Origin of the sequence: Tenacibaculum sp. 190524A05c, assembly GCF_964036595.1 — a bacterium.
GTDB lineage: Bacteria > Bacteroidota > Bacteroidia > Flavobacteriales > Flavobacteriaceae > Polaribacter > Polaribacter platacis.
The window spans coordinates 216,900-239,466 of the sequence record NZ_OZ038523.1 but is presented as its reverse complement, the minus strand read 5'-3'; the positions used below and the strand labels follow the sequence as shown (position 1 = coordinate 239,466).

Here is a 22,567-nt window from a genome sequence, read left to right as displayed (position 1 = left end):
ATTTATAAAATCATTAACATTTTTCATGGTAAAATAATAATAACTTCACATTTTATTAAATATTATTTAAAACCATTTAACATGTTTACAAAACGACCAAGACTGGTCTTAACTGCATTTTTAGCGCTTTTCTTGATTAGTGTTACTGATATTAATGCGCAAAGAAGAAAGAAGAAAAAAGATAAAGATTCTAAGGCAAAAACTGAAATGCCTAAAAAGAAGGAAAAGCCTAAAAAGACTATTGCTAGTTTAACTAAAAAGAGTAATAAAATTGAAGGGCTTTTTACAATTTACCAAGATTCTATAACTGGTGATGTTAAGTTATTAGTAAAAAAAGATCAATTAAATAAAGATTTTATTTACTTCTCTCAAATTGCAGATGGTGTAACAGAAGCAAATGCGTTTAGAGGATCATATAGAGGAGCAACTGTTTTTCACATTAAAAAACATTTCAATAAAATCGAATTTGTAGCTCCAAATACATCTTTCTATTTCGATAAAGACAATGCTATATCTAAATCTTCTGAAGCGAACACAAGTGACGCTATTATTGAAAGCTCTAAGGTTTTAGCTTCAGACGATGAAAAAGGTGAATATTTAATTAATGCTAATGGTTTATTTTTATCTGAAGCATTAACAAGAGTTAAGCAACCAAGTTTTCCAGGAAGATCTCCATTTTCTTTCAAATTAGGTCGTTTTGACAAGAATAAATCTAAGATAAATTCAATCAAAAATTACCCTGAAAACACTAACATTAAAACAGAATATGTATACAACAATCCAACTGTTTTAAATGGAGGGTCTCGAGCAATTAAAGATGGAAGATACGTTTCTATTAAAGTATTCCATACGTTTATGAGTATGCCAGAAGATGGTTATGAAGTTCGTTTTGATGATCCAAGAGTAGGATTCTTTACTACTCAAGTAAATGACATGACGAGTACTGAAACTATTAATTACAGAGATTTAGTACACAGATGGAAACTAGTAAAAAAAGATCCAAATGCTGCGGTTTCAGAGCCAGTTACACCAATTACATGGTGGATTGAAAACTCTACTCCATTAGAATGGAGACAAACCATTACAGAAGGAGTTTTAGCTTGGAATGAAGCTTTTGAAAAAGCTGGATTTAAAAATGCAATGGTTGTTAAAGTTCAACCAGATGATGCAGACTGGGATGCTGGAGACGTTCGTTATAATGTATTACGTTGGACTTCTTCTCCAAATCCTCCTTTTGGTGGTTATGGACCAAGTTTTGTTAATCCTAGAACAGGAGAAATTTTAGGTGCAGATATTATGTTAGAATATGTACACTTTACAAATCGTGTACGATTAGATAATATATTTAGTAGCATTTCTAGCTTTGATAATGAAGAAGAAGCAAGAAAGCATGCATTTCATAATAAAGATAATCACATGTATTGTTCTGCAGGACATTTAATGCATGAAAACACAATGTTTGGTAAAGCGGTTTTAGCTGCAACTGGAGCTTCTGACATGGAGATGGAAGGAATGAAAAAAGAAGCAATGAAATCTTTGATCATGCATGAAGTAGGTCATACTTTAGGTTTAAATCATAACATGAAAGCCAGTCAATTATTTAGTCCTGCTCAACTTGCAGATGCAAATTTCATTGAAGGTAAGTGTTTAACAGGTTCTGTTATGGACTATGCAGCTATCAACTTAACTTTAGATAGAACTAAGCAAGGTCAATACTACGATATGGCTGTTGGACCATATGATATTTGGGCGATTCAATTCGGTTACACTCCATTTAAAAATCAAACTGAAATGGATGCACTATTAGCTCAATCAACAAAACCAGAATTAATATTTGGTAATGATGCAGATGATATGAGATCACCAGGAAAAGCAATTGATCCACGAGTAATGACAGGTGATTTATCTAATGATCAAATTGCATATTCTATAGACAGAATTAAGTTGGCTAATAACATGATTAGAAAACTGAAATCAGGAATGTCTAAACCAGGTGAGTCTTACGAGGAAATGCGCACAGCATACTACATTTTAAACGGACAAGCAGCAAGAGCTGGTGATGTGATTTCTAGATTCGTTGGTGGAGTTTACGTAGATAGAGCTATGCAAGGTCAACAAGGAGAAACTCAACCTTATACTCCTGTAAGTTATGCTGATCAAAAAAGAGCAATGAATGCTTTAAAGACTTATATCTTTGCTCCAAATGCTTTCAAAGCACCAAGAGATTTATATAATTATTTAGCAAGACAAAGAAGAGGGTATAATTTCTTTGGTGGACCTGAAGACCCTAAAATACATGCTCAAGTGTTAGGATATCAAAGAAGAGTTTTAGCTCATATTCTACATCCAAATACATTACAAAGAATTTCTGATTCAGAATTATATGGTAATAAGTACAAATTATCTGAGTTTATGACAGATTTGAATAATGCAATTTTCAAAAATGACATCTATAGCTCGGTGAATTCTTTCCGTCAAAACCTACAAACAGAGTACACTAAAATGCTTTTAAATATGGTTAATGGTAAGAGAAAATCTCGATTTACTAATGCTTCTAAAGCCATGGCTTTATATAACTTAAAAAGAATTAAATCTTGGGTTAGTAATGGAACGGGAGATGTAATTACTAAAGCACATAAAAACCAACTAAAAACTTTAATCACGAATACTTTAAAAGACGTGAAATAAGCTTTTTTAACATAAATACTTTAAAAACCGTGATGCTATTTCATCACGGTTTTTTTATTTTTATAGTATGGCAAAAATCTTACTAACTGGAGGTACAGGATTGATTGGAAAAGTTCTAGAAAAAAAACTAATACAAAAGAATCATCAAGTACAAATTTTGACTAGAAATCCTAGAAAGGAAAATCATTTTAAATGGGATATTAAAGAAAGTTTTATTGACGATAACGCCTTTGAGAATCTCGATTATATTATTCATTTAGCAGGTGCAGGAATAGCGGATAAAAAATGGACAAAATCGAGAAAAGTAGAATTAATCAATAGTCGCGTTGAGTCAGCGAATCTTCTATATTCAAAAGTTAAAGAATTAAACGTGCCTTTAAAAGGATTTATTAGTTCTTCGGGAATTGGATATTATGGAGCTATAACATCCGAAAAAGTTTACTCTGAAGAAGATGAACCAGCAAATGATTTTATTGCAAAAATTTGCATTGAATGGGAAAATGCAGCGCATCAATTCCAAAACAACAATGTTCCAGTTACAATTTTACGAACGGGAGTTGTACTAAGTAAAGATGGTGGAGCATTACAAAAAATGAACACTCCCCTATTTTTATCAGCTTTAGGAAATGGTAAACAATATGTTCCTTGGATTCATATTGAAGATTTATGTAATTTATATGTTAAGGCTGTAGAAGATGAAAACTTTAAGGGAATTTATAATGGTGTTGCACCAAATCATCAAACCAACTCATCCTTTACCAAAACCTTAGGACAAGTACTTAAGAAACTAGTTACGCCTATTAATGTTCCTGGATTTGTATTAAAAACTGTTTTAGGTGAACTTGCAGTTATTGTATTAGCCGGAAGTAGAGTTTCATCTAAAAAAGTAGAACAACACTACAATTTTGAATTTGAAGATTTGAAAAAAGCTTTACATCATATTTATAAATAAAAAAGACCCAGAATAGTTCTGGGTCTTTTTTATTACAACACTTATTATTTATATTTTCTTCATGTTAACTTCAGAATCCATTTTCATTGTAACTCCCATCATCTCCGCTTCCAATTTCATATTCATATAACTTGGAATTCCAGTTGTTCGATCAATTTTTAACTTTCCTCCAATTTTCGCTCCTGGCATTAAACTTACCTTCCCTGTAATATCAGCTAAAACGTAATCTTTTGTAATCTCAGTAACTGTATATGTCATTTCCATTCCAATATTATTAGTCTTTTGAACATTTACCCATGTTGAACCTACAGATACTTGTTCCTTTGGATATTGGACTGAACTCATTTGATCTTTTAATTGAGTAACACCAGCTACTTCAGGAACCAATTTTATGAGTTTACTATTTCCTAAATCATCCATATTTAAAAAGATAGTTGTTTCTAATAAAGGTTTCATAGTACTAGCCATTTTTTTAGCTTCACCACTTAGCTCTTCATCTTTCATTTTTGAATTATAGACCATTTTTTCTCCACCTTGTTCCATAACAGTAGAAAAGAAAGTAAAATTATTTTTTAGATCATATTTCTTGTCTTTCACAGCTTCAACAAACATCTCCATCGTCATTTCCATATCCATAACCATAACTCCCATATCTTGTTTCATTTTCATATGAGTTTGGTACTTATCTCCTTTTTTATAGTTAAGTCTTAATAAAACTTTTTCTTGTCCAAAAGTTATTGTTGATACTAACAATAATAAAGCAATTGCTATTTTTTTCATTTTTTGTTGATTTTAAAAATTTGTGCAAATATATGATAAACAAAAAGCTCAAGAAATTCTTGAGCCTTTTATAATAATATCATCTTTTATATTAAAAATCTTGATTTACATCCCAAGCTTCAATAATGTCTTTAAACGTTTTAATAAACATTCCTCCTAAGGCACCATTCACAACTCTATGATCGTAAGAATGAGATACAATCATTTTGTGACGGATTCCGATTAAATCACCTTCTGGAGTTTCAATAACTGCTGGTTTCTTAACAATTGCTCCTAAAGCTAAAATAGCTACTTGAGGTTGATTGATAATTGGAGTTCCAGTAATACTTCCAAAACTACCAACGTTAGTTACTGTATACGTTCCTCCTTGAATCTCATCTGGCTTTAATTTATTAGCTCTAGATCTTTGCGCTAAGTCGTTCACCTGTTTTGTCATTCCCACTAAACTTAACTGATCTGCATTTTTAATTACAGGTACAATTAAATTTCCATCAGGTAATGCCGCAGCCATTCCTAAATTAATATTTCCTCTTTTGATGATTTTATCACCATCAACTGAAATGTTAATTAATGGATGTTTCTTTATGGTTTGTGCAACAGCTTGCATAAAGATTGGAGTAAATGTTAACTTATCTCCTTCTCTCTGTTGGAATGCGTTTTTAACTTTATTTCTCCAGTTTACAACATTTGTAACATCAATTTCGATAAATGATTGTACGTGAGCTGAAGTTTGAACTGAAGCAACCATGTGCTTAGAAATAAGTTTCCCCATTCTGCTCATTTCAATAATCTCATCTTTACCTGAAATTGAAACTGGAGCTGGAGCAGCTTCCACTTTCTTAGGTTTTTCAATATCAAATTGAATCGAATTATTACTAGCAGCTTGTTTAGGCTGATTACTTCTATTTTCTAAATATGATAAAATATCACTTTTAGTTACTCTTCCTTCTTTTCCTGTTCCATTAATCCCTTCTAGCTCTTCCAAAGAAATTCCTTCTGTCTTAGCTATACTCTTGACCAATGGAGAATAAAAACGATCACTTGACGAAGTATCTATTCCATTAACTGAAGTTTTTACTTCTTCAATAGTGCTTTCTATTTCTTTAGCAGCAACCTCTGTAGATTCTTTTACAGGCTCAGCTGCTGGTTCTTGAGCAACTACCTCGGCTCCTTCACCTTCAGTTTCTATAATAGCAATAGTTTGTCCAACTTGTACAACATCATCCTTTTCAAATAAAATCTCAACAAGTTTTCCTTCAACTTCACTAGGTACTTCACTATCTACTTTATCAGTAGCAACTTCCACAACGGTATCATCCATTTCCACCATATCTCCTACCTCTTTAATCCAAGAAGTAATTGTTGCTTCAGCAACGCTCTCACCCATTTTAGGAAGTTTTAATTCAAATCTTGCCATAATATTGATTGATTTCTTTTGCAGTGCAAAAATAGTAAATTTAATTCATTTATTTATTATGAAATCAATCATGAATCGATGTTTTTTTTATGAAAACCATAAAAAACACTATTTTCAACATCCTTTTTTTATGTATTGTTCAAGAAAAAGCAGTTTTTTAATGTATTCATATACAACAAATTGAGAACAACAACTACTTTTACCTACTTCGTTATTAGAAGTTTACATCGAATTCTTTCAATATGCAATTAATTTAAGCTTACCCATTCCATAAACTCAGAGAATACTTTGTTCCAATTCCTTTTTATACTTCCATCTTTTAATTTTTCATTAAAACTATGATCTAGATTCGGATATACTTTAAAGGTTAAGTTCTCTTTACTGTTCCTAATAAACTCAACGGGAATTAAATATGTAGACTCTACAGGCACCGAAGTGTCTTTAGCTCCCATTGCCACATATAACGGAATTGATATTTGTAATAAATTTTCAATTGGAGGCTCTGAAAAATTAGCCCATCGTTTATATGGATGTCCGTACCAAGATTTAGTCAAATCTTCTTTGTTTTTCATTATATCTTTATACTTATTAAACAAAGATTCTATCTCTTCTAATCCTTCTTCTTCTGTTAATTTTCCCGCTAAAACTTCTTTTCTAATGAATAATGGAAAATCATATAATTGAGAATTTCCACTGCCAGACCAAAATCCAATATTAGTAATTTGTTTATTTATCGTACCTAATTTAGCTACGACATCACTTCCTTCTGAGTGCCCAATTACCACTACTTTTTTGGGACTTACGAGATGATTTAAAGTAATATCTCGAATTACTCTATCAACTTGCTGCGCTCTGTATTTCAGTGATAGATTATCAAAATATTCATCGGAAGGTTCAAATTCTTTTTTCTCGTCATGGCAAAAAACAACTCCTTTTTTGGATATTATTACAAAAGCGTAAGAATCTGGAATTGATTTTAGATTGAAAGGAACACTGCTTCCTCTAAACTTTTTTCCATCTTTTTCAAAGAATTCATAAAACGGTCTTGAATTTGAACCATGAATAAAAAATAGAATATTCTTCTTACTTGTCAATCCACCAGGTGCATAAACATGATAGTTTACCGTATCATATTTATCTTCAATTTTGAAATGTTCGAACATTTTAAAATTGTCGCACTGTGCTAAAATTGAACCGCTTAAGAGTAGAAATATTATTACTATTCTGAATTTCATAACGCTTACTGCTCGTTAGCTCTTTTTACTTCTTCTAGGTTTTTTATAGACTCTTGTAACTCACGTTTAGCTCTTTCCAATCTATTTTCGGCACGTGCAATTGTGTTTGCTCTTCTATTAAAACTATGACGTTTATGTGAAGAAATATAAGCTTGTAATTCTTCTCCTAAGTTTTTAATTCGCTTATTAAATTTTCCAGTAGATAATTCTTTATCAACAAAAATTGATAATCTGTTTTTATTCAAACTACACTCGAACAACACTTCTCCACCTTGCAGAATTTCCCATTCTAGTTTATTATTCTTTCTGTACAATTTAATTCCATCTAAAGCGTCTGATAAAATGTTTTCTACACCATCTCTTTTTGAAGAATGAAACTTTGAACGGAATTTATAACTTCCATTGGAATCAGAAACACTGGTAGAACTGCTAACTCTTGATCCAGATGTTACAACTTCGGTATGTGAGTTATTAGGAGTTTGAGGTGGAGTTGGCACTCTTGGTGATTGTGCACATGCAGTTAAAGCAATTAAAACTAAAGCAATTGTTAATCTTAGTAAATTCATGATATCTATTTTTAAAATTTATACCTCAAAATTACTTCGAAAATTAATTTAAAACGATATTTTTCAATGCGTTAACCTAGGATTAACCGTTAATACAACCCTATTAACTTACCTTAAATTCTAAACCTATTCCTCTAGAACTTTCTATTGAAATAGCTGAGTCTTTTTTGAAATATTTACGTAGTCTACTAATAAAAACATCCATACTTCTTCCAGAAAAATAGTCTTCATTTTTCCAAACTTCTTTTAATATTTCTTCTCTCTTCAACATTTGATTTTTATGCTCAAATAAAAACAGAATAAGATTGGCTTCCTTTTCGGTTAGTTGCTGAACTTCTCCATCAAAAATTAGTTCTAACCTTCTTTGATTAAACGTATACTTTCCGATTTGAATAGTTTCTTCTTTGATCACCTTAGTAACTGTATTACTCGACCTTTTAATGATATTTTTCAAACGAAGTACTAATTCATCTGCATCAAAAGGTTTAACGATATAATCGTCAGCTCCTAATTTCAATCCTTTTAACTTATCTTCTTTTAACTTTCTAGCCGTTAAGAACACGAAAGGAATTTCTGGATTTTCGTTTATGATATCCTCGGCCAAGGTAAAACCATCTTTCTTAGGCATCATTACATCTAAAACACAAATATCAAATGAATTTTGCGTAAATACTTTTAAAGCCTCTTCGCCATCTTTAACCCATGTTACTCGGTAACCTGACATTTGTAAATATTGCTGTAGCAAATTTCCAAAATCTGGATCATCTTCTGCTAATAAAATATGATACTTTTCCATGTTTATGCCTATTTCAATGGTAATGCTATCGTAAATGTAGTTCCTTTTCCTTTCTCACTTTCAACTTTAATAGAGCCGTTATGTGCTTTTATTATTTGATGACTGTAATACAACCCTAAACCTAAACCTTTTACATTGTGAACATCCTTATTTTCTGCTCTGTAAAATTTATTGAAAATTAGCTTTTGATTCTTCTTCGAGATTCCTATTCCATTATCCTTAATGTTAATCTTCCAGTAATCTCTATCATTCTTTGCAGTTACTTCAATCTTATTCGCACCATATTTCACTGCATTTTCCAATATGTTTACAATGGCCGTTGTTGTATAAAACTTATCTATACTTAATTCTAAATTTTCATTTGAAATCGACTTACCTAGACTTACTTCTTCTTTATGACTCACTTCAAAATCATTTAAAATTTCTGAAATAAAATCAACACTTTGTACAGGTTGCTTTTCCAATGATAGTTCCTTGTAACCTAAACTATTATTTAGTACTTGATCGATTAATTTTTGCAAACGAATGTTTTGTCGCTCTATTGTTCCTATAGTACTCACAACCATTGGAGATAGATGTTCTTCATTTTTTAAAATTTTTGTTGCAAGAGCTAAGGTCGATAAAGGAGTTTTTAATTCGTGAGTAATATTATTGACAAAATCTGTTTTAATGTCTGCAATCTTCTTTTGAGTGATCAGGTTCTTTATGGAATAATAAAACAATCCAATTACAAATAGGAATATACAAAATGAAAATATGAGTAAACTTCTCATTTCATTTAGTATTATTTTCTCCCAGTCATCAATGTTAATATAATTAGATGTTTCAAAAATAATATGGTAACTGATTTTTTCTGTTTTGCCTTCATTTATTTCTTCAAAAGTTCTATTGGTTTCCCAGGTAGATGTTCCCAAATGTAAATCTGAATTACTTTCAAAATCGTACCCAATTAACTTTAGTCCTTTTTCCCTTTTTTTTCTCTTGAAAATAGTATCTGTTTTTAAACTATCTAAAATAACTAAGTTTTTAAGTTGACGGTGATATTTTAGATTATAGCCTAAATCATTAAAGTCTATTTCTTTCTCATACTCTTTTATAAATCTTGGATTTAGCGAATCTGAAATAGTTCGTAATCTATTCAATAATTGTTCACTTGATATTTTATTTAAATTATATCGATCAAGATCTTTAACAAATGTATCCGAAATTGCATCAAAGATTGAATCAATTGGAGAACCATAGCTTCCTATTTTGCTAACAGTATTGCTCGCATTATCGGTAAATGCTTCTTTTCGTAAGGAATACGTATTTTTAATTAATCGGGCTTGAATATAGGACAAGGCAATTAATCCAATTATCGAAGCTATTATAAGAAGTATTATTTTTCTGGACATCTTTCAAAAATAAGGCGACTTTTTAATATTTAGGAGGTTATATTCTCCATTAACCTTGCATTAACATAAAAAACTGAATGTTTGATTTAATATATTTGACACTTTATAAGCGTTTAAACATTTGAAAGAAATAACTACTATTTGTCCTTTTTTTATACTTTTTACAGGATTATCTGGTGCAGGTAAATCCACTTTAGCAAACGAATTAAAACAGAAGCTTAGTGAACAAAATATTCCAAATTATGTATTGGACGGAGATGTATTGAGAAAGGGAATAAATAAAGATCTGTCATTTTCAATTGAAGATCGTAAAGAAAACTTAAGACGAATGGCTGAAATCGCTTCTCTGTTTTTAGATTCAGGAACAATTGTACTTTCGGCTTTTATAGCTCCTTTAGAAGAAAGTAGACATCAAATAAAAGAAATTGTTGGGCCTGAAAACTATCTAGAAATCTTTATAAACACAAGCTTAAAGACTTGTAAGGAAAGAGATGTAAAAGGTTTATACGCTAAAGCCGAAAAAGGAGAAATACAAAATATGACCGGAATTGATTCTCCTTATGAAACTCCTAAAAATCCTTTTATACAAATAGAGGAAACAAGTTCAATTGAAGAAAGCATAACCACTATTTTAAAAGCTATTCATAATAGATTACATTAGGATTTTAAATCCATTCAAAAATACACTGCTATGATATTTGAAAAATTGAGATTTAAGTTACAATGGAGACCTTATCAAGCAAAAGTTCTTGAAAATTTCTCTGATCATATTGAAGATAACCATTTTCATATTGTTGCTCCTCCAGGATCTGGTAAAACAATCTTAGGTATTGAAATTGTGCGACGATTACATAAAAAAACATTGGTTCTTGCCCCAACTTTAACGATACGAAATCAATGGGAAAACAGGTTACAATCTTTCTTTACAGCTCAGAATGATTTTAATAAGTACTCCTTTAATTTAAAAGAACCTTCAGATATTACATTTACTACATATCAAGCTTTATATACGTTCTTTAAAACATTTGAAAACAAAGAAGAGTATTATGCTTTTTTTAAAAAACATCAAATTGAGGTTTTACTATTAGATGAAGCTCATCATTTAAAAAATGCTTGGTGGAAATGTTTATTTGACTTAAAGGAACAACATTTACAAACTGTTGTCGCCTTAACAGCAACTCCGCCTTATGACAGCGATAAATCTGAAATTATTAAATACTTTAATCTTTGTGGTGAAATAGACGATGAAATTGTTATACCGGATTTAGTAAAAGAAAAAAACTTAGCTCCGCATCAAGATCTCATCTATCTTTCAAAACCAGAGTCAGATGAATCTATTTACATTACCAATTTCAAAGAAAATGTCAACCGATTTGTAGATTCTTTATTTCACAATGAAGAATTTATAAGTTTAGTAGAAAATCATAGGTATTTTAAGTTCACATCGAGTTATTTAGAAGAATTATATAAACATCCCGACTTTTTCTCTTCGATCTTAATATTCTTAAACTCTTTAAACATCCCGATTGGAAAAGATAAACTAGACACACTGGGATTTCAAGAAGAAGAACTTGTAGATTTTCCTGAAGCCTCTAATGAATGGATTCAAATATTACTTCAAGGTTTATTAGTAACTGACAGAGAAGAAAATGAAGAATACGAACCTTTATTATCTGAAATTGAGAAAAAACTCAGAAAGCTTTCTGTATTTAGTAGAAATAAAGTTAACCTTAAAGGAGATGAACTTTTATATAAATCGTTAAGTAATAGTCCGAGTAAGCTAAAAAGCATTATAGAAATTGTAAGACAAGAACAGAAAAACTTAAAAGAAGATTTAAGCTGTGTTATTCTTACAGATTACATTCGAAAAGAGTATTTAAATACACCAAAAGATAAAATTGATGTGATGGATAAAATTGGAGTCATTCCAATTTTTCTTCAACTTAAAAATTTCATTTTCTATCCCAAAGCTCTGGCAGTTTTATCCGGTTCCATTGTAATTATTCATCAATCGCAAATAGAACAAATAGAAGCTTTGGACGATATTAATAATTATAAGTTCACCTATTTAGAATCAGATGAAAATTATGTTATTGTACAAAGTAAATCTTCATCTTCTAAAAACATAGTTGAAATTATTACCAAGCTTTTTGAACTAGGGCATATTAAAGTGCTTATTGGAACAAAATCACTCTTAGGTGAAGGTTGGGATGCTCCATCAATTAATAGTCTAATTCTGGCTTCCTTTGTAGGTTCTTTCGTTACTTCAAATCAAATGAGAGGAAGAGCAATTCGAATAAACCCAGAAAACCCAAATAAAGTGGGGTTAATTTGGCATTTAGCTTGTGTTGATCCAACAGATGAAACTGGAGGAAAAGATCTTGAATTATTATCAAGAAGATTTGGTTCTTTTTTAGGGGTTTCAAACAACAATGAAGTTACTATTAAAAATGGAATTTCTAGATTAGATTTACCCGAAAAGATTTTTCCGAATGATGTTGAAAGTCTTAACTTAAAAACCGTTCTTCTTTCCGAAAACAGAAATCATATTGCCAATAAATGGAAGAACTCCATTTTTAACGGAAAGAAAATATACGATGAATTAACTCTCGTTAATCCTAAAATTAAAAAGACAAAATCTACAGCATTAGATTATGTGAATGCAATTCTGTACAGTTTTGGAGAAACAGCTCTAGTCATTTTTATGTTAATCGCATATATCGGGTTAAGTTTTTATATAGAAGATGATAAGATTTTAACCATTTTATACTTTTCAATTGCCAGTCTATTTATTTGGTTTTTGTTCAGCTTATTTCAAAATGTGAGAAGCTATGTTAAATATGGATTAGTTGACACAAGAGTTCATAAAATAGCCTTAGCTGTTTTAGATACTATGATTAAACTCGATATTATTACTAGCAATCCTAAAGGCGTAAAACTTAAAACTAAACTTAAAGGTAAAGGAGAAGTTGGTATCACTATTTATGGTGCTAATAGATATGAAAGTAAAACATTCGTAAACCTATTAAATGAAATTTTACAATCCATTGAAAATCCTAAATATTTAATTCGAGAATATAAAAAATCTTGGGTAACGAGTAAATTCAAAAAGTACAAATACACAACTGTTCCAGAACTATTTAGTACAAATAAGAAAAATGCTAATGTATTTCTCGAATTTTGGAATAAGCGAGTTGATATGGCAAATCTCGTTTATACCCGCAGTTTAGATGGTAGAAAACAATTACTGAAAGCAAGACTTCAGAAAATTAAAAATAGAAACAGAACCGTAGTTCAAAAAAATATAATTTGGAAATAACTTAAACCCAAGTTTTTGGATTAGCCAACACTTCTAATAATTTCGATTCTTCGGTTCCTTTTTCTGGTACATGATTATATTTCCATTGCACTGTTGGTGGTAAACTCATTAGAATACTTTCTATTCTTCCATTTGTTTTTAATCCGAATAAAGTACCTCTATCATGAACCAGATTAAACTCAACATACCTTCCTCTTCTTACTTCTTGCCAATCTTTATGTTCTTTAGCATAACGTGTATCTTTTCTTTTTTCTACAATAGGAACATAACTGTTTAAAAAACTATTTCCTACCTCTGTAACAAAATCAAAACGATTCTGCATTGAAAACTCTTCAGTTTCTTTTAAATAATCGAAGAATAAACCACCTACTCCTCTAGCCTCATTTCTATGTGCATTCCAGAAATAGTTATCGCAAGTTTCTTTAAATTTTGGATAAAAGGTTTCATTGTGCTTATCACACGCTTCTTTACATACAGAATGAAAATGAACGGCATCTTCATCAAAAAGATAATACGGCGTTAAATCTTGTCCTCCGCCAAACCATTGGGTTACAATTTCTCCTTTTTCATTATACATTTCAAAATAACGCCAATTGGCATGAACTGTTGGCACAAAAGGATTTATTGGATGTAATACCAAGCTTAAACCACAAGCAAAAAAATCACCAGTTTCAACTTTAAACTGTTTTCTTAAAACTTCAGGAAGTTCTCCATGAACTGCAGAAATATTTACACCTCCTTTTTCAAAAACATTACCATTTTCAATAACACGAGTTCTTCCTCCACCGCCTTCAGGTCTTTTCCATAGATCTTCTTTGAAAGTAGCTTTTCCATCTATTTGTTCTAACTTACTCGTTATCGTGTCTTGTAATTTTTCAATATATGCGTAAAACTGATCTTTCATTCTATATTAATTATTCGGCAAATGTAAAGATTATAGTATTTTTTATTTAATTTTTTTCATTGTTTCTGTAGTAGCCGCAGTAACCGAAAATGGTAAAACTAAAACTACCCCAATTACAGGAATTAGTAAGAACAACATAAAGATGATTCCGTTTCCAATTGCAGTTCCTCTGTTTCTTCTTACGAAAGTGATACTATCTTTATAACTGTAGTGACGCTCCAAAGTATAATCCATATTACCGAAACCTGCATAATATGCTTGAGTTAGAAATAATAACACCGATGAAAAAAGGCCTATTAAAGGAATTAATCCTAAAACTAAAATAACTAAAGTTAAACCCAATTCTCTTCCTAAATTTCGAAGGCTAAGTCTTATTCCTCTAGCTAAGGCTTGTGAAAATGTATTCTTTTTATGTTCATGCTGATTTCCATAAAAGTGCTGTTCTATTTTTAAAGAAACCGGACTCATAAAGGGAGATGATAATGCTAAAACAATGTGTTTATACAATATAAATCCAACAGCAACAATTGCAACACCACTCAAAAAATTACCAATAGAAGTAAACGTTTGTTTTCCAAACTCCCATGGCCACAGCTTAGCAACATAATAACCTAAATCATCTGATAAAAAATAAGTTAATGATCCAATTATTAATGCTGTAACTGCACTAATAATTACAGGAATTAAAAAGTAATTCCACAACTTTAATTTTTTGATAATTGCTAAAGCATCAAAATATGCTTTCACGGCGTTAATGGTTGATTGTATCATAGCTAAAAAATAAAACCTCTTTCAAAAGTAAGAAAGAGGTTTGAATATTATAAATATTATTAAGTATTAATTCAATACTTGCTTTACAAAATCTTCTAATTCAGAAGCGTTTGTTTCATTAGCTTGTTCACGTGTTACCGTTTTTGAAGGAATTGCGGCTCCTCTTTTAACAGCAACAAACTTTTTTGTTTTATCAATTAAATAAGCAGTTGGATAATCTAATTTATGAACGAATCCACTGATATCTAAATTTCCTTTAGCTACTTTATCATTTTCTCCTGCTGGAACAAGAATAACTCTAGAATCAACTTTACTCTTGAATCTTCCTATTCTATCTTTTTTATCCCAAAAAATCATGATAAACTGAACATCGTTGTGATATATATCAACGATTTCATTTAATGCTGGAATTTGACCAATACATGGTGCAGACCAACCTGCAGCGGCCAATATAACGATAGGCTTTTTTATACTCTTTGTACTAATAACTTTACCTTCATCTGTTGTAAAATCATAGTTCAACAAGTAACTATCTTTAATACATTTATTTATTAATTCTTCTGAAGATTTACCCGCACAACTATTCACCGCTTGGTTATAGTATTTCTTTTGCGCAAATGCACTTGTCGCAAGAATAATTAACAGAAATGAAACTAATCTTTTCATGGGAATTATTATTTGTTTTTTATTTATTCAACTTTGTACTCTTTTACCGCATCAATGAATGCTTTTGCATTTTCAACAGGAATATTCGGTAAAATCCCGTGCCCTAAGTTAACAATATATTTGTCCTTTCCAAAATTGTTGATCATTTCAGTGACCATTTTTTTAATTTCAGCTGGTGGAGAAAGTAGTCTTGAAGGATCAAAATTACCTTGTAAAGTTATATTTCCACCGGTCAAATATCTTGCATTTCTTGGAGAACAAGTCCAATCTACTCCTAATGCTGATGCATTCGATTTTGACATTTCTTGTAAAGCAAACCAACAACCTTTACCAAATGCTATTACTGGTGCATCATCTTTTAACGCCTCAATGATTCTGTTGATGTATTGCCATGAAAATTCTTGATAGTCGGTTGGTGATAGCATTCCGCCCCAAGAATCAAAAATTTGAACAGCATTAACACCTGCTTTTACCTTTGCTTTTAAATAAGCAATTGTGGTATCTGTAATCTTAGTAAGCAATTGGTGTGCCAAAACTGGCTGTGTAAAACAAAATTCTTTTGCTTTATCAAAGTTTTTAGAACCTTGACCTTGCACCATGTAACATAAAATTGTCCATGGAGACCCCGCAAATCCTATTAATGGAATTTCATCATTTAATTTCTCTTTGGTTGCTTTAATAGCATCCATAACATAACCTAATTCTTCATTTACATCAGGAATAATTACTTGATCTAATGATTTTTTATCACGAATTGGATTAGGTAAATATGGTCCAAAATTAGGTTTCATTTCAACCTCAACATTCATAGCTTGTGGTACTACTAAAATATCTGAAAACAAAATAGCAGCATCCATACCATATCTTCTAATTGGTTGAACTGTAATTTCAGAAGCTAATTCAGGAGTTCTACATCTTGTAAAGAAATCATACTTTTCACGAATTTCCATAAACTCAGGTAAATATCTACCTGCTTGTCTCATCATCCACACCGGTGGTCTATCTACTGTTTCTCCTTTTAAGGCTCTTAAAAATAAATCGTTCTTTATCATTTTATTTCTCTACAAAAATTATCTTTTTGTCTGTTTTATTAATTAATATTATATGAATTGGTTGTGTAATTACTGTAGCAACCATATCCGTTGGTCCAGGACCTTTTGTAAGAACATTAAGTTCTAGCATATCTTTTTGCTCTTGAGCCTTACTTAGCTTAATCGAAAAACCACTAGTACTCCTTACACGATCTACTGCAATTATTACATTATTTTTTGAAAAATCTATTGTTGAATTAAATTGACTCGTAACTTCATTTACGCTATTCAATTTATTTACAATTGATTGCCATGCTTCTTGTGATTGAATTATAATATTTCCTTTTTCAAAACCTTCGGCTCCTGCTCCATTAAGAGTACCTTCATAAAGATTCACGATCTTATTTTCTCGATCAGTTTGTCCCATAGTTCTATTTGCGCATGACAAGGTTAGCAGTGAAACGAATATTATAATTACAAATCTCATTAATTTTTTATTTACATTTTAGAAACAGCTTCCATCGATTTATCAATTGCATTCTCAATCTTATTAAGATCTTTTTTGCTTATTGCACTTGATAAGAACCATGCTTCAAATTGAGATGGAGGTAAGAATACTCCATTTCTAATCATTTCCCAGAAAAATACGGCAAATTTCTTAGTATCTGAACTTTGAGCTTCTTCAAAATTAGTTACGTGAGTACTTGTAAAGAAAGGGTTTATCATTGACCCGAATCTGTTTACAGATAACTCAATTCCATATTTTTTAGCAGATGCTAACAAGTATTCTTCTATTTGTGCAGCGATATCATTGAATAAATCATAAGGATTTTGTTTTTTCAACTCTGTTAATGTTGAAATACCTGCAGCCATTGCAATTGGATTTCCACTTAAAGTTCCTGCTTGATACATTCCTCCTAGAGGAGCTACATTTTCCATAATTTCATTACGAGCACCATATGCTCCAACTGGGAATCCTCCACCAATTACTTTACCTAAACAAGTAATATCTGCTTCAACACCTAATAACTCTTGCGCTCCACCGAATTTAGAACGGAATCCAGTCATTACCTCATCAACAATTAATAATGCTCCTTTTGATTCTAAAAACGCCTTTAACTCCTTTAAAAATCCATTCTGAGGAATTACCACTCCCATGTTTCCAGCAACTGGTTCTAAAATAACACCAGCAATATCGTCATGCTTTTCGAAATGAGCTTTTACGCTATCCAAATCATTATAGTTTGCGATTAGGGTATTTTTAACAGCTCCTTCAGGAACACCTTTACTTCCTGGTAAACTTAACGTCGCCAAACCTGATCCTGCTGCTACTAATAGAGAATCTTGATGCCCATGGTAACATCCAGCGAACTTGATAATCTTATCCTTACCTGTGTAAGCTCTAGCTAAACGCGTTCCACTTAAAACGGCTTCTGTTCCAGAATTCACAAAACGAACTTTATCCATTCCTGGAAAAGCATCACAAACAATTTTTGCTAGTTTAATTTCGTTCGCTGTAGAAGCTCCAAAAGAATATCCATTTTTTAAAGCTTTTGTTATTGCTTTTTGAACTTTTTTATGACGATGACCTAAAATCATTGGTCCATAAGACAACACTAAATCAATGTAAGAATTCCCATCAACATCTTTTATCTTACTTCCTTTTGCCTTTTCAATAAATAGAGGATTTCCTCCTACCGATGCAAAAGCACGAACTGGAGAATTTACTGCTCCAACTAAATTTACTAGTCCTTTGTTATATAGTTTTTGTGATTTTTTAAATTCCATTTTCTATTGGTTTTGTTCTATAAAAGTTAAACAATCATCAATTTTATCATCGCTAACTTTCCAATTTTCACCTTTGCTTTCAAAGAGAAAAACTAATCCTCCCAATTCAACAAAGTTTTGAGCGATTAGTTCTGTATTATTTTTTGTAGCCACAATATAGTTATCCTTAAACTTAATTCTGTATCCTTTTTCTAAAATTAAATGATACACAGGCGGAACAATATTTCCAGCTACAGCTATTTTATTCATTTTATTTCTAAGCCAAAATCCTTGCTGCCTCTTTTGCGAAATAAGTAAGAATGATGTCTGCTCCTGCTCTTTTAATGCTCAATAAACTTTCCATCATTACTTTTTCACCATCAAGCCATCCTTTTTCAGATGCTGCTTTTAACATTGCATACTCTCCACTTACATTATATGCGGTAATCGGCACGTCATAATTATCTTTCAATAACTTGATTATATCTAAATACGCTAAAGCCGGTTTAACCATTATCATATCTGCTCCTTCTGCTATATCCAAATCAGCCTCAATTAAAGCCTCATTTTTATTTGCAGGATTCATCTGATATGTTTTTTTATCTCCAAATTTCGGCGCTGAATCTAAAGCATCACGAAATGGACCATAAAAAGCACTCGCATACTTAGCGGTGTATGACATAATTGAAACATTAGTGAACCCAGCTTCATCAAGAATATTTCTGATATATCCTACTCTTCCGTCCATCATATCTGATGGTCCAAGAATATCTGCACCAGCCTCTACTTGTGCTAAAGCCATTTTACCTAAAATTTCTAGAGTTTCATCATTAAGAATTTCTCCATTCTCAACAATTCCGTCATGACCATCACTTGAATATGGATCCATAGCAATATCCGTCATAACTGCAATGTTTGGAAATTTAGTTTTAATCTCCTTTAATGCTGTATTGTATAAACTTGCTGGATTATGACCTTCCGTTGCATACTTATCTTTCTTATCATCTCCTAAAGAAGGGAAAACGCAAAAACCTTTAATTCCTAGATCAACACATTCCCGAATCTCATCCAATAATAAATCAAGAGAATAGCGATAAATACCTGGCATAGAAACAATCTCTTCTTTTTTACCTGTACCTTCTATTAAAAATACAGGATAAATAAAATCATTTACAGATAAGGTCGTTTCTTCAACCATTGCTCTAATTGCGGCAGATTTTCTATTTCTTCTTGGTCTTCTTAACATCTCTTAAGCTTTTACAAAATGCGTATTTACTAACTCAATCACACTTTCAACAGTTGGCAACTTAGCCGTTTTTACTTCTTTAAAAAACTTAGCCGCTTCTTTAGCTGTTGTATCTCCAATACAAAATGCGATTTTGTCAGCTGTATTTTCTTTCATATAACTTTCAACAGTAGAAGGACTATAAAATAAAACACCATTTACTTTATCATCAACTTTTGATGGACTATACATGGTTTTATATGCTTCTACCTCGTTAACAGAAATATTATTTTGAGCTAATTTGGTAGGTAAATTATCTAATCGTAAATCACTACAGAAATAAGTAACTTCCTGACCTGAAATATTTTCAGCTAAGTACTGAGAAAGTTTGTCTGCGTTTCTTGCAGAAAAAGCTACTTTACCAATTTTTTGCTCAATTAATTTCTTAGTTCTTCTTCCTACACAGTATATATTTTTAAATTGTAATTCATCGACGGTAAAACTATTTAGAATAGACTCTACTCCATTTTTACTTGTGATGATTACATTATCTATTTCTTGCTTAACTACTTTTGGTGGAATACGATTGAAACGAATTTTAATAAAATCGCTGTCCTCAACCTTTACTGTAGTTGGCAACAATTTCTTTTGTGCTTCAGATAATGTTTTAGTTGAAAAAATTGAAAACTCTTTTTCAACTCCAAGGTCTTCCATCATTAAAATCTTTCCTCCTCTTTCGATAATATAGTTGGCACAATCTTTAGCTACATATTTATGTCTACCTACAGGAACTTTTTTACTTACTTCAATTTTCTTTTTTCCATCTCTACTCAACAAAACTCCTTTAAACACTAACTCTTTATCAACTTCATTAATGTAGGCTAATGCTCCAATTGGTGCAGTACAACCTCCTTCTAATCTATTTAAGAATTCTCTTTCAATTGATGTACATGTTTCCGTATCAACATCATTTAATTGATTACAAGCATCTACAGAAAAATCATCTTCTGCTAAAGCTGTAACCATAATTGCTCCTTGTGCAGGTGCAGGAATCATCCATGATAAATTCACGGCTCCTTTAGGTCTTTTTCCAATACGTTCTAAACCAGCTGCAGCAAAAATAGCTCCGTTCCACTCATTATCTTTTACCTTTTGTAAACGCGTATTTACGTTTCCTCTTAAGTCTTCAACATTATGAGTAGGATATCTATTTAACCATTGAGCTTTTCTACGCAAACTACTTGTGGCAATTACTCCTTCAGGTTGTGCAAGAAACTCCTCGTTATCTTTTAAAACTAGAATATCATTATAGTTTGCACGCTTTAAAACAGCTGCCTGAACTATGCCTTCTGGTAATACTGTTGGAACATCTTTCATAGAATGCACAGCAATATCAATGTCACCATTTAACATTGCTATATCTAAATTCTTAGTAAAAATTCCTGTGATTCCTAATTCATAAAGAGGCTTATCTAGAACGATATCTCCTGTTGATTTAATAGGTACAATTTCTGTATTGTATTCTAATTCTTCTAAAAGTTTTTGAACTTTTGTGGCTTGCCATAAAGCCAACTCGCTATCACGAGTACCGATTCTAATGATTTTCTGCATCGATTTTTTCTAAATTCGTTCCAAACACTTTCGCCATTACTTGAATACTCTGATTTACAGAAGTTTCTTCGGTTTTTAAGTGTTTCACAAACTGTGTAGTTATCTTTTGTATGAATCTCGATGTAATGGCTTCCGCCTGATCTACATCAAAGTTATTTATTTTCTTTTTGTGAAAATTGATTTCGTCTCTTTGAATTGCCTCTAATGATTGTTTTAAGGCATTAATTGCTGGAGTAAAACGACGGTGATTTAACCATTCATTAAACTCCTGCTTATGTTCTTCAATGATCTCTTTTGCAAATGGAATCTCTTGTTTACGAATAGCTAAAGTCTCATCAGTAACTTTAGACAACTCGTCAACATTAACCAACTTAACGTTGTTTAAATTCTTAATACTTGGATCAACATTTGCCGGTACAGATAAATCTAAAATCAATAAATTTTTATCTAAAGGAATATTTTCTAAAGTAACTGTAGCTTCAGACGCTCCTGTTGAAACGATTATCACATCTGATTTATCAATCTCTTGTGTTAAATTTTCAATTTTAGATTTGTTAATTGAAGGATGTTCTTTAATAAATTCATCAACTTTTTGTTCTGTTCTATTTATTAAAGTAACTTGTTTATTCTGTGTATACTCAGCTAAATTCTTACAAGTATGTTTACCCATTTTACCTAAACCATACACCAAAATATTCTTGGTATTGTAATCTTGAAGATTATCAATTAGGTATTGCACTGCTGCATATGAAACAGAAGTTGTACCAGAACTTAATTTCGTTTCGTTCTTTACTCGCTTACTCGCCTGCATTACGTTATTTAGTAATCTCTCCAAATAAGCATTGGTAGTTCCGTGTTCTTTAGCAAGTTTAAATGCAGTTCTTAATTGGCCAACAATTTCGTAATCACCTAAAATCTGACTATCTAAACCAGTACCAATATTAAAAAGGTGCTGTATTGCTTCTTGATTTTTATGTACATAAGATATTTTCGCAAACTCTTCTACTGATCCATTAGAATGTTTACATAACATACTTATTAGTTGAAATGGATGCTCAGCAAAACCAATAATTTCTGTTCTATTACATGTTGATAATACAAAAACACCGTCAAAATTATTTGACTTCGCTTCCTCTAATAAAGCTTTTTTATCCTCAGCAGACAATGAAAACTTCCCACGCGTTTGAGCGTCAGCTTTTATATAGCTCACTCCAATGCTGTAGAAATTCTTATGTTTAGTATCTTCCAATATTCTTATTTTACATAAAACCTCGACAAAAATAGAAAGTTACTTTAGATAAAAATATCGCTAGAGGAACTTAAAATGTCGTTTTTGGTTTTTCTACGTCATTTTTTCTAAAAACCACTGATTTTCTTTACTTTTGCACTAATAGCAAGGATTACAGAGTTTATTATCTAGAATTATTCTAAATAAAAACATCAAA

The 22,567-nt window shown here is 31.2% G+C and carries 20 protein-coding genes; 4 read left to right on the top strand and 16 right to left on the bottom strand.

Annotated features, from left to right (window positions below; genetic code table 11):
* Nucleotides 1–81 precede the first annotated feature (81 nt).
* Nucleotides 82–2,688, top strand: a complete 2,607-nt coding sequence (locus ABNT61_RS00965) for a zinc-dependent metalloprotease (RefSeq protein WP_348744483.1) — start codon at nucleotides 82–84, stop codon at nucleotides 2,686–2,688.
* A 67-nt stretch (nucleotides 2,689–2,755) separates the two neighbouring features.
* Nucleotides 2,756–3,640, top strand: a complete 885-nt coding sequence (locus ABNT61_RS00960; RefSeq protein ID WP_348744482.1) for a TIGR01777 family oxidoreductase — start codon at nucleotides 2,756–2,758, stop codon at nucleotides 3,638–3,640.
* Nucleotides 3,641–3,688: 48 nt separating this feature from the next.
* On the opposite strand, the gene ABNT61_RS00955 is transcribed toward ABNT61_RS00960, so the two are convergent.
* The 6 genes from ABNT61_RS00955 to ABNT61_RS00930 all read right to left on the bottom strand — a co-directional run bounded on the left by ABNT61_RS00955 (nucleotide 3,689) and on the right by ABNT61_RS00930 (nucleotide 9,828).
* Nucleotides 3,689–4,420, bottom strand: coding sequence for a hypothetical protein (locus ABNT61_RS00955; protein WP_348744481.1), 732 nt, complete (start codon nucleotides 4,418–4,420; stop codon nucleotides 3,689–3,691).
* Between the two features lie 91 nt (nucleotides 4,421–4,511).
* Nucleotides 4,512–5,837: a dihydrolipoamide acetyltransferase family protein gene (locus ABNT61_RS00950; protein WP_348744480.1), complete on the bottom strand. Its 1,326-nt coding sequence runs from the start codon at nucleotides 5,835–5,837 to the stop codon at nucleotides 4,512–4,514.
* A 248-nt stretch (nucleotides 5,838–6,085) separates the two neighbouring features.
* On the bottom strand, nucleotides 6,086–7,000 hold the full coding sequence (locus ABNT61_RS00945) for a dienelactone hydrolase family protein (RefSeq protein WP_348744479.1): 915 nt from the start codon (nucleotides 6,998–7,000) through the stop codon (nucleotides 6,086–6,088).
* A 77-nt stretch (nucleotides 7,001–7,077) separates the two neighbouring features.
* Nucleotides 7,078–7,638, bottom strand: a complete 561-nt coding sequence (locus ABNT61_RS00940; protein WP_348744478.1) for a hypothetical protein — start codon at nucleotides 7,636–7,638, stop codon at nucleotides 7,078–7,080.
* A 103-nt stretch (nucleotides 7,639–7,741) separates the two neighbouring features.
* Nucleotides 7,742–8,434 carry a response regulator transcription factor gene (locus tag ABNT61_RS00935; protein WP_348744477.1) on the bottom strand — a complete coding sequence of 231 codons (693 nt, stop codon included), beginning with the start codon at nucleotides 8,432–8,434 and terminating at the stop codon, nucleotides 7,742–7,744.
* Between the two features lie 8 nt (nucleotides 8,435–8,442).
* Nucleotides 8,443–9,828 carry a HAMP domain-containing sensor histidine kinase gene (locus ABNT61_RS00930; protein WP_348744476.1) on the bottom strand — a complete coding sequence of 462 codons (1,386 nt, stop codon included), beginning with the start codon at nucleotides 9,826–9,828 and terminating at the stop codon, nucleotides 8,443–8,445.
* Nucleotides 9,829–9,949: 121 nt separating this feature from the next.
* Between ABNT61_RS00930 and cysC the strand changes: the two genes are divergently transcribed.
* Complete coding sequence (gene cysC, locus ABNT61_RS00925) at nucleotides 9,950–10,489, top strand: adenylyl-sulfate kinase (protein WP_348744475.1); 540 nt, start codon at nucleotides 9,950–9,952, stop codon at nucleotides 10,487–10,489.
* 30 nt (nucleotides 10,490–10,519) lie between these two features.
* A complete protein-coding gene (locus ABNT61_RS00920; protein ID WP_348744474.1) occupies nucleotides 10,520–13,147 on the top strand; it encodes a DEAD/DEAH box helicase family protein in 2,628 nt (875 codons plus the stop codon).
* Between the two features lies 1 nt (nucleotide 13,148).
* Here the strand turns inward: ABNT61_RS00920 and hemF are convergent, their stop codons facing one another.
* The 10 genes from hemF to hemA form a co-directional block, all read right to left on the bottom strand.
* Nucleotides 13,149–14,051: an oxygen-dependent coproporphyrinogen oxidase gene (gene hemF / locus ABNT61_RS00915; RefSeq protein WP_348744473.1), complete on the bottom strand. Its 903-nt coding sequence runs from the start codon at nucleotides 14,049–14,051 to the stop codon at nucleotides 13,149–13,151.
* Between the two features lie 42 nt (nucleotides 14,052–14,093).
* Nucleotides 14,094–14,822: an EI24 domain-containing protein gene (locus ABNT61_RS00910; protein ID WP_348744472.1), complete on the bottom strand. Its 729-nt coding sequence runs from the start codon at nucleotides 14,820–14,822 to the stop codon at nucleotides 14,094–14,096.
* A gap of 66 nt (nucleotides 14,823–14,888) precedes the next feature.
* A complete protein-coding gene (locus ABNT61_RS00905) occupies nucleotides 14,889–15,488 on the bottom strand; it encodes a hypothetical protein (protein ID WP_348744471.1) in 600 nt (199 codons plus the stop codon).
* A 23-nt stretch (nucleotides 15,489–15,511) separates the two neighbouring features.
* Nucleotides 15,512–16,540 (bottom strand): uroporphyrinogen decarboxylase, encoded by a 1,029-nt coding sequence (hemE, locus tag ABNT61_RS00900; RefSeq protein ID WP_348711411.1) that lies wholly within the window; start codon nucleotides 16,538–16,540, stop codon nucleotides 15,512–15,514.
* A 1-nt stretch (nucleotide 16,541) separates the two neighbouring features.
* On the bottom strand, nucleotides 16,542–17,006 hold the full coding sequence (locus ABNT61_RS00895) for a protease complex subunit PrcB family protein (RefSeq protein ID WP_348744470.1): 465 nt from the start codon (nucleotides 17,004–17,006) through the stop codon (nucleotides 16,542–16,544).
* Nucleotides 17,007–17,017: 11 nt separating this feature from the next.
* A complete protein-coding gene (hemL, locus tag ABNT61_RS00890) occupies nucleotides 17,018–18,307 on the bottom strand; it encodes a glutamate-1-semialdehyde 2,1-aminomutase (protein ID WP_348741578.1) in 1,290 nt (429 codons plus the stop codon).
* Between the two features lie 3 nt (nucleotides 18,308–18,310).
* On the bottom strand, nucleotides 18,311–18,556 hold the full coding sequence (locus tag ABNT61_RS00885; protein ID WP_348744469.1) for a hypothetical protein: 246 nt from the start codon (nucleotides 18,554–18,556) through the stop codon (nucleotides 18,311–18,313).
* A 7-nt stretch (nucleotides 18,557–18,563) separates the two neighbouring features.
* A complete protein-coding gene (gene hemB / locus ABNT61_RS00880; protein WP_348744468.1) occupies nucleotides 18,564–19,532 on the bottom strand; it encodes a porphobilinogen synthase in 969 nt (322 codons plus the stop codon).
* A gap of 3 nt (nucleotides 19,533–19,535) precedes the next feature.
* Nucleotides 19,536–21,122: a hydroxymethylbilane synthase gene (hemC, locus tag ABNT61_RS00875; protein WP_348744467.1), complete on the bottom strand. Its 1,587-nt coding sequence runs from the start codon at nucleotides 21,120–21,122 to the stop codon at nucleotides 19,536–19,538.
* Complete coding sequence (hemA, locus tag ABNT61_RS00870; protein WP_412766927.1) at nucleotides 21,106–22,371, bottom strand: glutamyl-tRNA reductase; 1,266 nt, start codon at nucleotides 22,369–22,371, stop codon at nucleotides 21,106–21,108. The genes hemC and hemA overlap by 17 nt, the downstream gene beginning before the upstream one ends.
* Between the last annotated feature and the right edge of the window lie 196 nt (nucleotides 22,372–22,567).

Coding starts and splice junctions, on each gene's coding strand:
- ABNT61_RS00950 (WP_348744480.1), bottom strand. CDS start 5,837: ATGGCAAGATTTGAATTAAAACTTCCTAAAATGGGTGAGAGCGTTGCT.
- ABNT61_RS00945 (WP_348744479.1), bottom strand. CDS start 7,000: ATGTTCGAACATTTCAAAATTGAAGATAAATATGATACGGTAAACTAT.
- hemC (WP_348744467.1), bottom strand. CDS start 21,122: ATGCAGAAAATCATTAGAATCGGTACTCGTGATAGCGAGTTGGCTTTA.
- ABNT61_RS00965 (WP_348744483.1), top strand. CDS start 82: ATGTTTACAAAACGACCAAGACTGGTCTTAACTGCATTTTTAGCGCTT.
- ABNT61_RS00905 (WP_348744471.1), bottom strand. CDS start 15,488: ATGAAAAGATTAGTTTCATTTCTGTTAATTATTCTTGCGACAAGTGCA.
- ABNT61_RS00885 (WP_348744469.1), bottom strand. CDS start 18,556: ATGAATAAAATAGCTGTAGCTGGAAATATTGTTCCGCCTGTGTATCAT.
- hemF (WP_348744473.1), bottom strand. CDS start 14,051: ATGAAAGATCAGTTTTACGCATATATTGAAAAATTACAAGACACGATA.
- ABNT61_RS00920 (WP_348744474.1), top strand. CDS start 10,520: ATGATATTTGAAAAATTGAGATTTAAGTTACAATGGAGACCTTATCAA.
- hemE (WP_348711411.1), bottom strand. CDS start 16,540: ATGATAAAGAACGATTTATTTTTAAGAGCCTTAAAAGGAGAAACAGTA.
- hemL (WP_348741578.1), bottom strand. CDS start 18,307: ATGGAATTTAAAAAATCACAAAAACTATATAACAAAGGACTAGTAAAT.
- ABNT61_RS00960 (WP_348744482.1), top strand. CDS start 2,756: ATGGCAAAAATCTTACTAACTGGAGGTACAGGATTGATTGGAAAAGTT.
- hemB (WP_348744468.1), bottom strand. CDS start 19,532: ATGTTAAGAAGACCAAGAAGAAATAGAAAATCTGCCGCAATTAGAGCA.
- ABNT61_RS00935 (WP_348744477.1), bottom strand. CDS start 8,434: ATGGAAAAGTATCATATTTTATTAGCAGAAGATGATCCAGATTTTGGA.
- ABNT61_RS00930 (WP_348744476.1), bottom strand. CDS start 9,828: ATGTCCAGAAAAATAATACTTCTTATAATAGCTTCGATAATTGGATTA.
- ABNT61_RS00910 (WP_348744472.1), bottom strand. CDS start 14,822: ATGATACAATCAACCATTAACGCCGTGAAAGCATATTTTGATGCTTTA.
- ABNT61_RS00940 (WP_348744478.1), bottom strand. CDS start 7,638: ATGAATTTACTAAGATTAACAATTGCTTTAGTTTTAATTGCTTTAACT.
- ABNT61_RS00955 (WP_348744481.1), bottom strand. CDS start 4,420: ATGAAAAAAATAGCAATTGCTTTATTATTGTTAGTATCAACAATAACT.
- ABNT61_RS00895 (WP_348744470.1), bottom strand. CDS start 17,006: ATGAGATTTGTAATTATAATATTCGTTTCACTGCTAACCTTGTCATGC.